The following is a 13,346-nucleotide window of genomic DNA, read 5'->3' on the forward strand; positions in this document are numbered from 1 at the left end:
AAATTATTTTTTATCTAAAAACTGACTCAAGAAAAATCTCTTGAAAAGCCGGTTGCTCCTGTGCGAGCAAGATTCCGAATACCATAAGGCTTGACAACACGGAGAAGGGCTTCAATCTTTTCAGCATCTCCAGTCATCTGAATCGTAATCGACTTAGGGGCAACATCAACAACACTGGCACGGAAGGGCTGAATGATAGCTAAAATTTCTGCCCGCTTGGCGGCTGGAGCGGAAATTTTAATCAGAACCACTTCTCTTTCCAGATGCGGAATATCTGTGATATCACGAACACGTACAACATCGATTAAGCGATTCAACTGCTTGATGATTTGCTCGACTTCTTCCAAAGTCTCCACATCAATAATAATGGTAATCCTAGAAATATCAGGCTCATCTGTATGGCCAACCGAAATAGACTCAATATTGACCTGACGGCGTGAAAGAACACCTGTAAAGCGATTCAGGACACCTGTTGAATTTTTCAACCTGGCTGTTAACATTCTACGCATTGAACCTCACCCCCAGCATTTCATTATTGGCCTTACCGCTCGGAACCATCGGATAAACATGCTCGCGGTTTGAAATAGTGACCTCAATCAGCATCGGCTTGTTTTCCAGAATGACCTGCAAATCCTCTTCCAGGCTTTGAGGATCAGAAAACTTATAATGAGCTAGCCCATAAGCCTCTGCCAGAAGCTGAAAATTCGGTTCATCATCGAAAGTAGACTCACTGCGGTGCTCATTATAAAAAGACTCCTGCCATTGCCGAACCATACCAAGAGAATGGTTATTAACCAGAACCACTTTAATAGGAACACCGTAACCGTTGAGAATCGCTAACTCCTGATTGGTCATCTGAAAACCGCCGTCTCCGACAAAAAGAATAACCTCCTTATCCGGATTGGCTAATTTTGCACCGATGGCTGCCGGAATCCCAAATCCCATTGTTCCTAGACCGCCAGAAGTGATAATCTGGCGCTCTTTCTTAAAAGGATAATACTGAGCGACCCACATTTGATGCTGACCAACATCAGTTACGACAATAGCCTCCCCTTTTGTCAGCCTGCCGATTGTCTCAATAGCATGCTGCGGCTTAATCACTTTGTCATCAAAATCATAGCCGAAAGGCGCTTTCTTTTTATTGGCCAAAACCTGCTCGGTCCAGTCCTCATGTCTGGTACTGACTGTCTCGAAACTCAAAAGCAGCTCTAATGCTTTTTTGGCATCTCCAACAACCGGGATTTGCGTTTTAACAACTTTGCCAATCTCAGCCGGATCGATGTCAATATGGGCAACAACTGCATTTTTAGCAAAAGTAGCTGGATTCCCTGTCAAACGGTCAGCAAAACGCGAACCGAAATTAATCATGAAATCGCACTGTGTCAAAGCCATGTTTGACGCATATGAACCGTGCATCCCGCCCATACCGAGCGATAGAGGGTGATCAGCAGGCATAACTCCTAAACTCAGAAGAGTTGAAACAACCGGGATATTATAGCGTTCAGCAAAAGCTTGCAGCTCTTTGGCGGCCCCAGCATAATTGGCACCGCCACCGGCAATAATTAAAGGCTTTTTCGCTTTTCTCAGCTGCTGCAGAATTTTTTTTACCTGCAGGCCATTAGGTTCAACAGTCGGCTGATAGCTGGGCAGATTGAGGCTGGGATCGTAGTAAAAATCCGTTTGCTTTGCTGCAATATCTCTGGGCAAATCAATCACAACAGGTCCCGGACGTCCGGTCGTTGCGATATGAACAGCTTCAGTCACAATACGCGGAATATCTGCAACATCGCGTATTTGGTAGTTATACTTAGTGATAGGCATGGTTACACCGATAATGTCAGCTTCTTGGAAAGCATCCTTACCTATACCGGGAGTTGCGACCTGGCCAGTAAAAACAAGCATCGGAACGCTGTCTCCCATACCGTCAGCAATCCCTGTAATAGCATTTGTTGCTCCCGGACCGCTTGTCACCAAGGCTACACCTAACTTCCCTGTCGATTTCGCAAAGCCTTCAGCTTCATGGAGCGCACCCTGTTCATGACGGGCTAAAATATGGCGAATGCCTTTAAAACTGTAAATGGCATCATAAAGCGGCAAAACAGCTCCTCCGGGATAACCGAAAATTGTTTCGATTCCTAAACTGGCTAGGGTTTCCAAAACTAATTCAGAGCCATTTTTTTTCTTTTCCAATTTAATTTCTTTCACACGCTCCTCCTTTGCAGGTACTCCCTGAAATTATCGAAAAATTCAAACACCTTGTGTCTATCATACCACTTTTAGAAAATAAAACAAGCTGGGACTGAAAAATAGCCAGCCTTTACTGCATTTTGCCCATCTCCCCTTATTTCTGCGGTGTTTCCGCCTGAACAAGCAGACTGTCTTTTCAACAAAATCTTATACCCATGTTACCATATTGAAAAATATTGTCAATAGAATTTTCTGAAAATTTTGATTTTCTACTTTCGCTACACGATGCTGCGCTTACAGCCAGTTAAAAACCTTGGTCAGGCTGTTTTTTCACAGCAAAAAAGCATCACAAACAATGCCTGTCCATACAGTTCTTACTTGAAAATCCTACTGCCAGCAGGCGTTATAGTAGCTGAACTCTGCTGACAGCAAAAGCTGCCAGAATTTCTTCCGACAGCTTATTCTATGATAAAGTCAACATTATTCTGCACTCATCAAGTAAGGATAGACAGGCTGGCCTCCTTGATGAATTTCAACTTCAAGATCTGTATAACGGTCTTCAAGATAAGCCGCTATTTCTTCCGCTGTCGCTTCTTTGCCATCTTCACCGACATAAATAGAAACGATTTCGCTATCCTCATCAATCATATGAGCAAAAGTTTTTTGCAGAAGCACAGTCATATCTGCCTCAGCTGCCACAATACGGCCATCCACCATTCCTAAATTGTCGTCTTTATGGATTTCAAGACCGTCAATGCTGGTATCTCGAACTGCAACAGTCACACTGCCGCTGACAACATCGTCTAAGGCAGCCGACATAGCTTGTGTATTCTCATCAAGCGTCTTTTCCGGATTAAAGGCTAAAAGACTGGTGAAGCCTTGAGGAATAGTCTTGCTGGCAATAACAGCAGCAGGGATCCCAGCAACTTCAGCCGCTGACTGAGCAGCCAGAACAATATTTTTGTTGTTTGGCAAAATCAATACCTGCTTAGCCTTCACCGCTTCAATCGCCTTAACAATATCTTCTGTTGACGGGTTCATGGTCTGACCGCCGGAGATAATGTAATCAACCCCTTGAGACTTAAAGATCTCTGCAATTCCGTCACCGGCAGCAACAGCTAAGAGGCCGTATTCCTTAGGTCCTTCTGATACTGAGTCGGATGACAGTATTTCTTCTTTCTCGACCTGAGCCTCGTGCTGACTGCGCATATTATCTACTTTTACTTTGACTAGAGCACCGTATTTCAGTCCTTCCTGCATAACAAGACCGGGATCTTCGGTGTGGACATGCACCTTAACGATATCATCATCATTAACAACCAGCAGAGAATCGCCTAAACCGCTCAGATAACCTTGGAACTCATCGTAATTAAACTCTTTAACATAAGTCGGACCCTGTTTTAGAGCCACCATAATTTCTGTACAGTAGCCAAAAGTGATATCATCTGTGGCCACATGGCCGGCAACAGATTGGTGATGAGCAGCATTAATCATCTCTGACATATTGGCAGGGGTAGCCTGAAAGTCTTCTGAAGCAATATACTCACCGGTAAGCGCAGCCAGAAAGCCTTCATATATAAAGACCAAACCTTGACCGCCCGAATCAACAACACCGACCTCTTTTAAGACCGGCAGCATTTCCGGTGTTTTTGCCAGAGCCCGCTTAGCACCGTCAAGAGCCGCCTGCATCACTGCGATAGCATCATCAGTCTCCTCGGCTTTTTTCAACGCTCCGGCTGCTGCGCCTCGGGAAACCGTCAAAATAGTCCCTTCGACAGGCTTCATCACAGCTTTATAAGCCACTTCTACCCCTGCCTGAAAGGCCAAGGCCAAATCTTTTCCTGTCAGCTCTTCCTTATCACGAATGGATTGACTGAATCCGCGAAAGAGCTGTGATGTAATAACTCCGGAGTTGCCGCGCGCTCCCATCAAAAGGCCTTTGGCCAAAATCTGACCCACTTCACCAACCGTTCCGGCCGGCTTATCAGCAACCTCTTTTGCACCGTTGTCCATAGTCATTCCCATATTCGTCCCGGTATCACCGTCCGGAACAGGAAAAACATTGAGAGAATTAACGTACTCCGCTTGTTTTCCTAGACGAGTGCTTGCAGCCTGAATCATCTCTTGAAATAAACTTGTTGTAATATTTGACACTAATCTTCTCCTACAACTTTGATATTTTGGATATAAACATTTACTGTATCAACTGAGAGCCCTAGCTGCTTCTCAAGGTTAAATTTCACACGTTCCTGAATATTTTTGGAAACTTCACTGATTTTTACACCATAGCTCATCACAGTATAAACATCAACTGTGATACCTGTTTCCGTAGATTTAACAACGACACCTTTTGCATAATTTTCTTTACGCAGGAGTGCTTGAAAGTTATCCTTTATCGCACTCTTGCTAGCCATTCCGACAACACCGAAAATTTCTGTTGCTGAACCTCCGACAACAGTTGCAATAACGTCATCAGATAGTTCAATTTGACCATCTTTTGTATTAATTTTTACAGTCATCCGTGACTACCTCTCAAGTTTTTATCAGTTTATTTTATCATATTATAGTCCGCTTGTAAAAAAATTTCCTGCCTCAGCCGGTAAAATACTCCTGTCCCCAAAAAACAATCAAGCTGCTGCTGGGCTTCAGCGCTGCTTTTTTCAAAAAAATGAAACCATAAGAAAAAGCCGAGTCCCCCCGGCTTTCAATGGTTCAATTTCTAAACCCGTTCTACTTTCCCAGACTTAAGAGCCCGTGCTGATGCCCAAACTTTTTTGGGTTTTCCGTCAATAAGAACAGTCACTTTTTGTAAATTTGGTTTAACCCTACGTTTAGTTTGATTCATAGCGTGTGAACGGTTGTTGCCTGATACCGTTTTGCGCCCTGTAAAATAACATACTTTTGCCATTTTTATCTCTTTCCTCCTCTTTAGATTCAGGTGTCTGACACCACATACTAAAACATTATATCAGAATCTGTTTTCTTTGGCAACTCCCTTTTATGATTCAGTATCATTCGAAAGTGAAAATAGACATGTCTAATAAGAAGCAATTAGTCCATAACCGATGACTTTTGAATATGGGCACTGTCACTTTTTAAGACAGCCTTATGCTGGAATTGGACACGGCCTAAAATCCCAGCGAAAAAACTGTGTTTTCGCTATTTCTATATATGGAAAGCTGTGGACATCTGCGAAATCAAAGATTTCGGACTTACCGCCTATTTTCCTCTTGCATTTTTAACGGCCTTTTTATCTTAAAAAAACCGCCTCTAAACTAAATTTAGAGGCGATAGCTGATGCCGACTGCAGGGGTCGAACCTGCGACCTACGCGTTACGAGTGCGTTGCTCTGCCAGCTGAGCTAAGTCGGCCCGAGCTGTTCAACAGATACTATTTTATCATTTTTTTGAAGATTGTCAAATTTTTTCAGTCGCTGACTTTATTTTTCTGAAAGTGTCTTTTCAAAAATTGCAAATATCAAATGCTGGTGCCACCTTAGAAAGTCTTTATTTTGGCGGTCAGACAAGTGTAGCCGTACACTAAACGAAATGTTTCTGATGAGAAAATAGCGCAATTGACTGCAGAAATTGCCAACAATCTTTCCCTTCTTTTCAGTAAAATTCAGCAGTCCTTTGATTTGCAGCCATAGCCTCCTGACTTTAGTCGTCACAGAATAAAAAATGCAAAAAATCCTGAAATCAATAATTTCAGGATTTTTTGCATTTTACAGTACTTGCCAAAGCCGATTATGCTTTGTTTTCTGAGCCAAAGACATCAATACGTTCTTCAACAGCACCTTGAACAGCTTTGATACCTGGCGCTAAGAATTTACGCGGATCAAAGAGTTTCTTCTTGTCGTATTCAGCTTCATTTGCATCATAATTGCGTGCAAATTCACGTGTTGCGTTTGAGAAGGCGATTTGACTTTCAGTGTTAACGTTAACTTTAGCTACACCAAGTTTGATAGCAGCTTGAATTTGGTCATCAGGGATTCCTGAACCGCCGTGCAGAACGATTGGGAAACCTGGAACTGCGGCTGCCAATTTTTCAAGGTGGTCAAGTGCAAGACCTTCCCAGTTATCAGGATATGGACCGTGGATATTTCCGATACCGGCTGCTAAGAAGTCGATACCTGTTTCAACCATCGCTTTAGCATCTTCAATTGGTGCTAATTCGCCTTTACCGATGATGCCATCTTCTTCACCGCCGATTGTTCCGACTTCAGCTTCCACTGAAACGCCTTTCGCATGCGCCAGTTCAACTACCTCTTTTGTTTTTGCAAGGTTTTCCTCTACTGGCAGGTGCGAACCATCAAACATGATTGACGTATAGCCAACTTCAATACATTCAAGCGCATCTTCATAATGACCATGATCAAGATGAATAGCAACTGGCACAGTAATTCCCATAGATTCAACAAGGTTTTCAATAAGCTGTTTACAAAGTTTGTAACCGCCCATATATTTGGCTGCACCCATGGAAGTTTGGATAAGAACCGGCGCTTGTTTGCTTTCTGCTGCACGCAAGATAGCCTGTGTCCATTCCAAGTTGTTTGTGTTAAATCCGCCAACTGCATAACCGTTGTCACGCGCTGCTTGGACAAATTTCTCTGCTGAAACGATTGCCATTGTAAGGCCTCCTATTTATTTTTTGGGTTAAACCCATTACGTGTTCATTTTATCACTTTTTTAGTAAAATAGCCAGCTAAATTTAAAAGACCCCTATATTTTCTAATCGCAGGCAGCCTAGTCCACACGGATTCTCATTCCCCAGCCTGAGTTACCACAGACAGTTAAACACAGCTTTCTCTGGCGATAAAAGCCAGACGGCCATTTTCCCAAGGTCCTTTGCCAAATGCCATACAGCTAATTTTCGGTAAAGAAAGCGAACCCGTTTTTCCTTATCAGCTGTACCAGCAAAATCAAATGAAAGCCTAAAAAAAACTGTTTGTATCGGGAAATTCAGCGCTTTAGATCTTCTGACTGTCTTTCTTGAAGTTTTCGGTTAATATGGCGGACCCTGTTATAAAAAACAAAATAAACCACAGCCCAGATGATTAAGTAGCTAGCAGCGTATTTTCCCAAAAAACTTAAATCAAAAACGTCCAAGGTGAAATTATTCAGGTAATTAAGAAGACCTACCAGACCGCACACGCCTAAGAAGTGCAGAAACAGCTGCCAAGCAAAGTTAGGACGTTCTAGCTCAAAAATCATACTTATCAAGCCGATCAAACCGCTGATCCAGACGACATTGACAATCTGTGCAACCGTTTGATTCTCTGCCCCATTAAGTACTAAAGCTGCGGAATAGCTCAGACCGCCAAAACCGACTCCGATTAAAAAATACAGGACAGCAGTTTTCCAAGTGTTTTTCATATCTCTCCCTCACAATCCTAAAGCATTTTCCAAATGACGCAGATAGCGCCGGCTGACATCGGCCTTACGCTTACCTGTTAAAATCGCCAGCATATTGCCGGAAAAGCTGGCCTCCAGGGCCTGCAGGTGATTGATGTTTATCAGACCATGTTTAGACACTTGAATAAAATCAGGATTATTAAGCCGCTCCTTAAATTTATAAAGTCTTTCTGTAATAATATAACGGCCCTTTAAAGTCTCCAAAATCAAGCTGTCAGCATCGACATCAACAAACACCAGCTCATCAACTTTCAGCATTTCCAGACGGTCATTCGTTTTCAAGGGCAGAATAACCGGCGGTTTTGAATCGTATCGGCTCAAATAGGCTAATATCCCTTGGACATCTGCTGTCAGCTCTTGGCTGCGAACCAGAACCTCAACTGCACCCGGGCGCAAGCTGTCATCTTTTTCAAAACGATAATCCACAAAGCTCTCCTTTTTAATATGACACCGCTCCTAAGAATTCAAAAACAGTCTGACCAGTCTTGTCCATTCATTTTCAGATTTCAGACAAGGAAAACCGTCCAGCCATCAGCACAGAACCCTTGCAGGTCAGATAAGTTACCCTGCATATCAGGATTTTATTGAACTGTCTGCTTGAAAAACAAGAGGCAGCCTCCTCTTCTTAGGTCTTTAGAATCTGACTTTTTTCTTTTCAGAGGGGTGATTTCTTTTTATCAGTTTATCGTAAAAGCGGTTTTTTCACAAGCTGAAACAGGCTAAACAGAAGAAGGCTTAAAAAAGCGACACTGATAACAACTAAAGTGTTTTGAGAGAGGGTTGTCAGATCAGACCATTTCAGACCAATGCCCAAGTACTCCTTGACTGCAAGAGCTGACTGGCCTTTTCCGGCCAGTGTATCTGCTGTTAAAATCTGGCGGTAAGCAGCTGCTGCATAAGTTCCCGGCGTTAACTTTACCAGATACTGTGCAAAATTTGGCAGATTGCCGATTGGCAGATAAACCCCGACCAAGAAACCTGAGGCTGTCCCGATAATAACGGAAAAGCGCTCTGCTGCTTCAACGGTTTTAAAGAACTGTCCTATAAGAATCCCTGTTCCCGCTCCTAAAAAGGAAGTGACCAGCATAATCCCTACCAGCTGCAGAACCTGTGTCAGGCTGAGGGTCAGACCATCCTGCCAGTAAAAGAAACCAGTCATAATCAGCAGCATAATAATCTGCATGACTGTTCCGATTGCACTGGCACTGATGAAATAGCCGAAATGCAGTTTGAGGCTGGAGGTATCAGTCAGCAGAAAATCAGCGAATTTCTGGCTTTCTTTGTCTTGAATCATACGGACAATCCCTGTCCAAGTTGTCGTAATGCTGGTAACAGCTAATATCCCGCCTATAACCCATTTATCTAGAAGAATAGCCCCATTAGTCAGATTTCCCCAATCGTCCAGCATATTTTTTTGCAGAAAAACAATATACAAAGCAAAGGCAATCCAGGCCCCCATCAGTGAAAAAAATACACTGGCCTTATTGCTGAAGTAAAGTGTTAAACTGCGTTTTACTGTTGCTCCCATCAGTCAATCTCCTTTCCTGTGATCGCGATAAAAGCATCATTAACGGTGCCCGGCTTAAATTCAAACGTAGTTAAAGCCTCTCGGTAACGACTGAGAACAGCAATCGCTTCCTGAGCGGTCAAACCTTCCGCTAAAAAACCAAGTTCTGTCTCGATTAAGGGATAAGAAAAATTCTCTAACAGCTGATTTGCTCTAGGTACTAAGTACAGTTTATTCTTGGCATATTTCTTTTTCAAATCCATGGCTGTCCCCTGAGCAAGAACCTGTCCTTGCTCAATAATGTAGGTTAATTCTGCATTTTCAGCTTCTTCCAAATAATGGGTGGTTAAGAAAATCGTCAGCCCCTGTTCTTTTTTCAAACGATAAAGCAAGTTCCAAATCATCTGCCGCGTCTGAATATCCAGCCCTGTTGTCGGCTCGTCAAGAAAGAGTAGATCCGGTTTATTGAGCAGTGCACGGGCAATGTCAGCCCGTCTGCGCTGCCCTCCGGAAAGCGTCCCGTACTTCTGGCCGAGAAAACCATTCAGTCCTGTCAAATCCAGCAAATCGGTCAGCCATCTCTTATCCATTTGCTTATAAAGCCCGGCCCGATTATAAAGATTGGCTTTGACAGTCAGCTCATCATCCAGAACACTGTCTTGAAAAACCATCCCCATTTTGATTCCGGGTGCCAGCCGCACTTCTCCAGAGCTTGGTTTTAATAGACCTGTCAGCATCTTAATCGTAGTGGATTTTCCGGCACCGTTAGTACCCAGATAGGCAACCAAACTTCCTTTAGGAACAGTTAGATTTAATCGCTTAACAACCGTTTTGTCCCCGTATGTTTTTGTTAAGTTCTTCGTCTCAATAAGCATATCTTTGTCCTCCACAGCTTTATCCTAGCAAAAAAACAGCCCTGATGGCTGCTTTTTTCGCTAAGCGGTTAAAAAACACCGGTAAGCGGCAGAAAGATAAAAAAACCTGTCTGTACCCTAAGCAGCACCTGCTGTTAATAATGCAGCCTTGGGCAGCACAGCTTGAATGTTTTCATAAATTCTGTTTAACTGCGGAAACACAAAAAAGCCAGGCTATAGCCTGGCTGCTTTTGCGGAAAGAGGGACTTGAACCCTCACGACCTAAAGCGGTCACAGGATCCTTAGTCCTGCGCGTCTGCCAATTCCGCCATTCCCGCGTGACAACAAAGATAATTATATCAATTACTATCAGGGTTGTCAACATCTTTTTTCAAAATATCATTCTATCGTGTGAAAGTGACAGTCTCAGTGAGATTGACGGGGAAAGCACAGCTCCTCAGCCAGCCGTTCTTATCACCCTCTACCGGGCTTGTTTATTCTCTACAGCCGCAGTCACAAAGGCAGTGTAAAGTTCCTCAGCGCGGTTAGGCCGGCTTTGCAGCTCAGGATGGTACTGAGCCGCCACAAAGAATTTCTTCTCCGGCAGTTCAACAACTTCCATTAGACGGTTGTCCGGCGATACCCCTGAAAAGACAAAGCCTGCTGCTTCAAACTGTTCACGGAATTTAGTGTTAAATTCATAACGGTGGCGGTGACGCCGCTGTACAACTTCTTGACTATGATATGCAGCTGCTGCTTTGCTGCCGGGCTTGAGCTTACATGGATAAAGGCCCAGACGCAGCGTCCCCCCCATATCTTCAATATCAATCTGGTCACGCATGATATCAATAACAGGGTATTTAGTATCAGGGTCAAGCTCAGTTGAATTGGCTCCTTCAAGATTAAGAACATGCCGGGCATATTCAACACAAGTCAGCTGCATTCCCAAACAAATCCCCAGCATAGGGAGGTCGTTTTCACGGGCATACTGGATGGCAGCAATCTTTCCTTCTGTTCCGCGATGGCCAAAGCCGCCGGGAACAATGACACCGTCAGCATCGCCAAGGGCATCAGCTACATTTTCGGACGTTAGATCATTAGCATTAATCCATTTCAAATCAATTGCCGAATCGTTAACATAACCTGAATGTTTCAAGGCTTCAACAACGGAAAGGTAAGCATCCGGCAGCTCAACATATTTGCCGACCAGAGCAATCTTAGTTGTCTCTTTAAGTGTCAAAACCTTATCAACCATTGCCGACCAAGCAGTCATATCTGCAGGCGGAACATTCAGTTTTAAATGGTCACAGACAATCTGATCCATATTCTGCGCCTGCATATTGAGCGGTATCTGATAGATATGTTCTACGTCAAGTGATTCGATAACAGCTTCAGGCGCTACATCGCAAAACTGTGCCAGCTTATTTTTAATGGACTGTTCAGCCGGTTTTTCTGTCCGAATCACCAGCATGTTCGGCTGGATGCCTAAACCGCGCAGCTCTTTGACTGAGTGCTGAGTCGGTTTGGTTTTCATTTCCCCGGCTGCTTTCAAATAAGGCAGCAAGGTGGTGTGAATATACATGACATTATCTGAGCCGACATCAGCTTTCATTTGGCGCAGGGCTTCCAGAAAAGGCAGGCTTTCAATGTCCCCTACCGTACCGCCAACCTCAGTAATAATCACATCGGAGTCAGTAGTCGCAGCAGCACGTTTTATCTTCTCTTTTAAGGCATTGGTAATATGGGGAATGACCTGAACAGTCGCTCCAAGATATTCTCCGCGCCGTTCTTTTCGTAAGACCTCATCGTAAATTTTCCCTGTTGTGACATTGGAGTACTTATTTAAATTAATATCGATAAAACGCTCATAATGCCCCAAGTCAAGGTCAGTTTCAGCACCGTCATCTGTCACATAAACTTCCCCGTGCTGGTAAGGGCTCATTGTCCCAGGATCTATATTAATATAAGGGTCAAATTTTTGAATTGTGACTTTCAGACCGCGATTCTTTAGTAAACGTCCCAGACTGGCCGCAACAATGCCTTTACCGATTGAAGAAACCACACCGCCGGTTACAAAAATATACTTTGTCATCCAAAAACTCCTTTAAAAGCATACAGTAAAATTCAAATAGCAACAAATCATAATATTAGGGAACAGACAGATGCCTGTTAAGCTTAAAAAACAAAATAGCTCCCTATTGCTAGGGAGCATTTTCCGACCTCATCAAGAGGTGCCCAATAATAAATATAAACTATCTTACAGTATTTGTCAAATCCCTTTTATATCATTTGATTAAACAGCACTGACCAAGGAAAAGAGAACAATTAGTACAGTAAACTAAAGCAACTAAAAAATCACAATATTGATAAACACTAAATAGTTTTCAGTGCAAGCAGCTAACAGTAATTGTCTAAAAAAGGAGAAGACTTGCAGCTCTTCTCCAGATTCTAAAACTTAATTAGGTCACTATAATAAACAAACTTTTATTAACTGTTCTCAGTTTCCTCCCGCTCAAACTCCTCATCCTCTTCGTCATCGTCCTCTTCATTGAGCTCAACATCCTCATCTAAGTCGTCATCAGGAATAATTTCATTGATTTCCGAATCATAAGAGTCCACTTCATCCTTCTCATCATCCGGATTTTCTTCTTCATATTCCACTTCCTGGTCAGCCGGTGTAAAATCTTCATCTTCCGGGTCATCATCTCTGTAGTCAATAGCATCTTCATCACCATCCATGAAGGCATTGACCCGTTTTTTCTTACGCTTAGGCGCACCTTCTTCGTGATCCTCAAGTGTAATGATTTCTTCATCAATCTCGTCAACAGCATACCATGAGCGCAGACCCCACTTATTTTCACCAAGCGGGATGAAACTGCCGTCAGTATTCAAATCAGCATAGAAAAAAGGGAGTGATTCACGAATATCCTGATCTGTTTTTCCCAGATAACTTTGGATGTCATTAACAAGGTCGCTAAAATGCATTTCACTATCACGGCCGCGCTCCTCCAAAATAGCCCGAGCAACCTCAATCATTGAAAGCTCATCTTTTTCCTGTCCAGCTAATACTTCTAATTCCAAAATCCTTCTCCTTTTAACAAGATACAAAGGCCGTTTAAAGCTCACAGCAAAAATAGGAAAACTGACGAAGAGTCGCTAAGACTCTAGGAAGTTTTATCTTTTTTGCAAAGAGCTTAGGCCGTGTTCAATTACACAAGATACAAAGGCCGTTTAAAGCTCACAGCAAAAATAGGAAAATTGACGAAGAGTCGCTAAGACTCTAGGAAATTTTATCTTTTTTGCACAGCTCTTAGGCCGTGTTCAATTACACAAGATACAAGGCCGTTTAAAGAGCAAAGCAAAAGGCGGTAAGCCAGAAATCTG

12 protein-coding genes and 2 tRNA genes are annotated in these 13,346 nt (G+C 43.1%); all 14 read right to left on the reverse strand.

The features are described 5' to 3' along the window. Positions 1 to 26: 26 nt before the first annotated feature. Positions 27 to 509, reverse strand: a complete 483-nt coding sequence (gene ilvN, locus A0O21_RS07780) for an acetolactate synthase small subunit (RefSeq protein ID WP_067063917.1) — start codon at positions 507 to 509, stop codon at positions 27 to 29. Next, a complete protein-coding gene (locus tag A0O21_RS07785) occupies positions 502 to 2,205 on the reverse strand; it encodes an acetolactate synthase large subunit (RefSeq protein WP_067063920.1) in 1,704 nt (567 codons plus the stop codon). The genes ilvN and A0O21_RS07785 overlap by 8 nt, the downstream gene beginning before the upstream one ends. A 462-nt stretch (positions 2,206 to 2,667) precedes the next feature. Continuing rightward, positions 2,668 to 4,341 (reverse strand): DAK2 domain-containing protein, encoded by a 1,674-nt coding sequence (locus A0O21_RS07790; protein WP_067063924.1) that lies wholly within the window; start codon positions 4,339 to 4,341, stop codon positions 2,668 to 2,670. Continuing rightward, positions 4,341 to 4,706 carry an Asp23/Gls24 family envelope stress response protein gene (locus A0O21_RS07795; protein ID WP_067063927.1) on the reverse strand — a complete coding sequence of 122 codons (366 nt, stop codon included), beginning with the start codon at positions 4,704 to 4,706 and terminating at the stop codon, positions 4,341 to 4,343. Before A0O21_RS07795 ends, A0O21_RS07790 begins: the two co-directional genes overlap by 1 nt. A 200-nt stretch (positions 4,707 to 4,906) precedes the next feature. Next, positions 4,907 to 5,095: a 50S ribosomal protein L28 gene (gene rpmB / locus A0O21_RS07800; protein WP_067063931.1), complete on the reverse strand. Its 189-nt coding sequence runs from the start codon at positions 5,093 to 5,095 to the stop codon at positions 4,907 to 4,909. Positions 5,096 to 5,485: 390 nt separating this feature from the next. Further along, positions 5,486 to 5,558, reverse strand: a tRNA-Thr gene (locus A0O21_RS07805). 375 nt (positions 5,559 to 5,933) lie between these two features. Next, positions 5,934 to 6,815 carry a class II fructose-bisphosphate aldolase gene (locus A0O21_RS07810; RefSeq protein WP_067063934.1) on the reverse strand — a complete coding sequence of 294 codons (882 nt, stop codon included), beginning with the start codon at positions 6,813 to 6,815 and terminating at the stop codon, positions 5,934 to 5,936. Between the two features lie 333 nt (positions 6,816 to 7,148). Beyond that, the gene (locus A0O21_RS07815) at positions 7,149 to 7,562 is read right to left on the reverse strand and encodes a DUF3021 domain-containing protein (RefSeq protein ID WP_067063938.1); all 414 of its coding nucleotides are present in this window, start codon (positions 7,560 to 7,562) and stop codon (positions 7,149 to 7,151) included. Positions 7,563 to 7,571: 9 nt separating this feature from the next. Continuing rightward, positions 7,572 to 8,027, reverse strand: coding sequence for a LytTR family DNA-binding domain-containing protein (locus A0O21_RS07820; RefSeq protein WP_067063941.1), 456 nt, complete (start codon positions 8,025 to 8,027; stop codon positions 7,572 to 7,574). A 256-nt stretch (positions 8,028 to 8,283) separates the two neighbouring features. Continuing rightward, positions 8,284 to 9,129 (reverse strand): ABC transporter permease, encoded by an 846-nt coding sequence (locus A0O21_RS07825; protein WP_067063945.1) that lies wholly within the window; start codon positions 9,127 to 9,129, stop codon positions 8,284 to 8,286. Continuing rightward, complete coding sequence (locus tag A0O21_RS07830; protein WP_067063948.1) at positions 9,129 to 9,983, reverse strand: ABC transporter ATP-binding protein; 855 nt, start codon at positions 9,981 to 9,983, stop codon at positions 9,129 to 9,131. The genes A0O21_RS07825 and A0O21_RS07830 overlap by 1 nt, the downstream gene beginning before the upstream one ends. 231 nt (positions 9,984 to 10,214) lie before the next feature. Further along, a tRNA-Leu gene (locus tag A0O21_RS07835) sits at positions 10,215 to 10,300 on the reverse strand. A 143-nt stretch (positions 10,301 to 10,443) separates the two neighbouring features. Next, a complete protein-coding gene (locus A0O21_RS07840) occupies positions 10,444 to 12,054 on the reverse strand; it encodes a CTP synthase (RefSeq protein ID WP_067063952.1) in 1,611 nt (536 codons plus the stop codon). Between the two features lie 395 nt (positions 12,055 to 12,449). Next, positions 12,450 to 13,043, reverse strand: coding sequence for a DNA-directed RNA polymerase subunit delta (rpoE, locus tag A0O21_RS07845; RefSeq protein ID WP_067063955.1), 594 nt, complete (start codon positions 13,041 to 13,043; stop codon positions 12,450 to 12,452). Positions 13,044 to 13,346 lie beyond the last annotated feature (303 nt).

This window comes from Streptococcus pantholopis (genome assembly GCF_001642085.1).
In the GTDB taxonomy this organism is placed as follows: Bacteria; Bacillota; Bacilli; order Lactobacillales; family Streptococcaceae; genus Streptococcus; species Streptococcus pantholopis.

Coding starts and splice junctions, on each gene's coding strand:
- ilvN (WP_067063917.1), bottom strand. CDS start 509: ATGCGTAGAATGTTAACAGCCAGGTTGAAAAATTCAACAGGTGTCCTG.
- A0O21_RS07795 (WP_067063927.1), bottom strand. CDS start 4,706: ATGACTGTAAAAATTAATACAAAAGATGGTCAAATTGAACTATCTGAT.
- A0O21_RS07810 (WP_067063934.1), bottom strand. CDS start 6,815: ATGGCAATCGTTTCAGCAGAGAAATTTGTCCAAGCAGCGCGTGACAAC.
- rpmB (WP_067063931.1), bottom strand. CDS start 5,095: ATGGCAAAAGTATGTTATTTTACAGGGCGCAAAACGGTATCAGGCAAC.
- A0O21_RS07840 (WP_067063952.1), bottom strand. CDS start 12,054: ATGACAAAGTATATTTTTGTAACCGGCGGTGTGGTTTCTTCAATCGGT.
- A0O21_RS07830 (WP_067063948.1), bottom strand. CDS start 9,983: ATGCTTATTGAGACGAAGAACTTAACAAAAACATACGGGGACAAAACG.
- A0O21_RS07825 (WP_067063945.1), bottom strand. CDS start 9,129: ATGGGAGCAACAGTAAAACGCAGTTTAACACTTTACTTCAGCAATAAG.
- A0O21_RS07815 (WP_067063938.1), bottom strand. CDS start 7,562: ATGAAAAACACTTGGAAAACTGCTGTCCTGTATTTTTTAATCGGAGTC.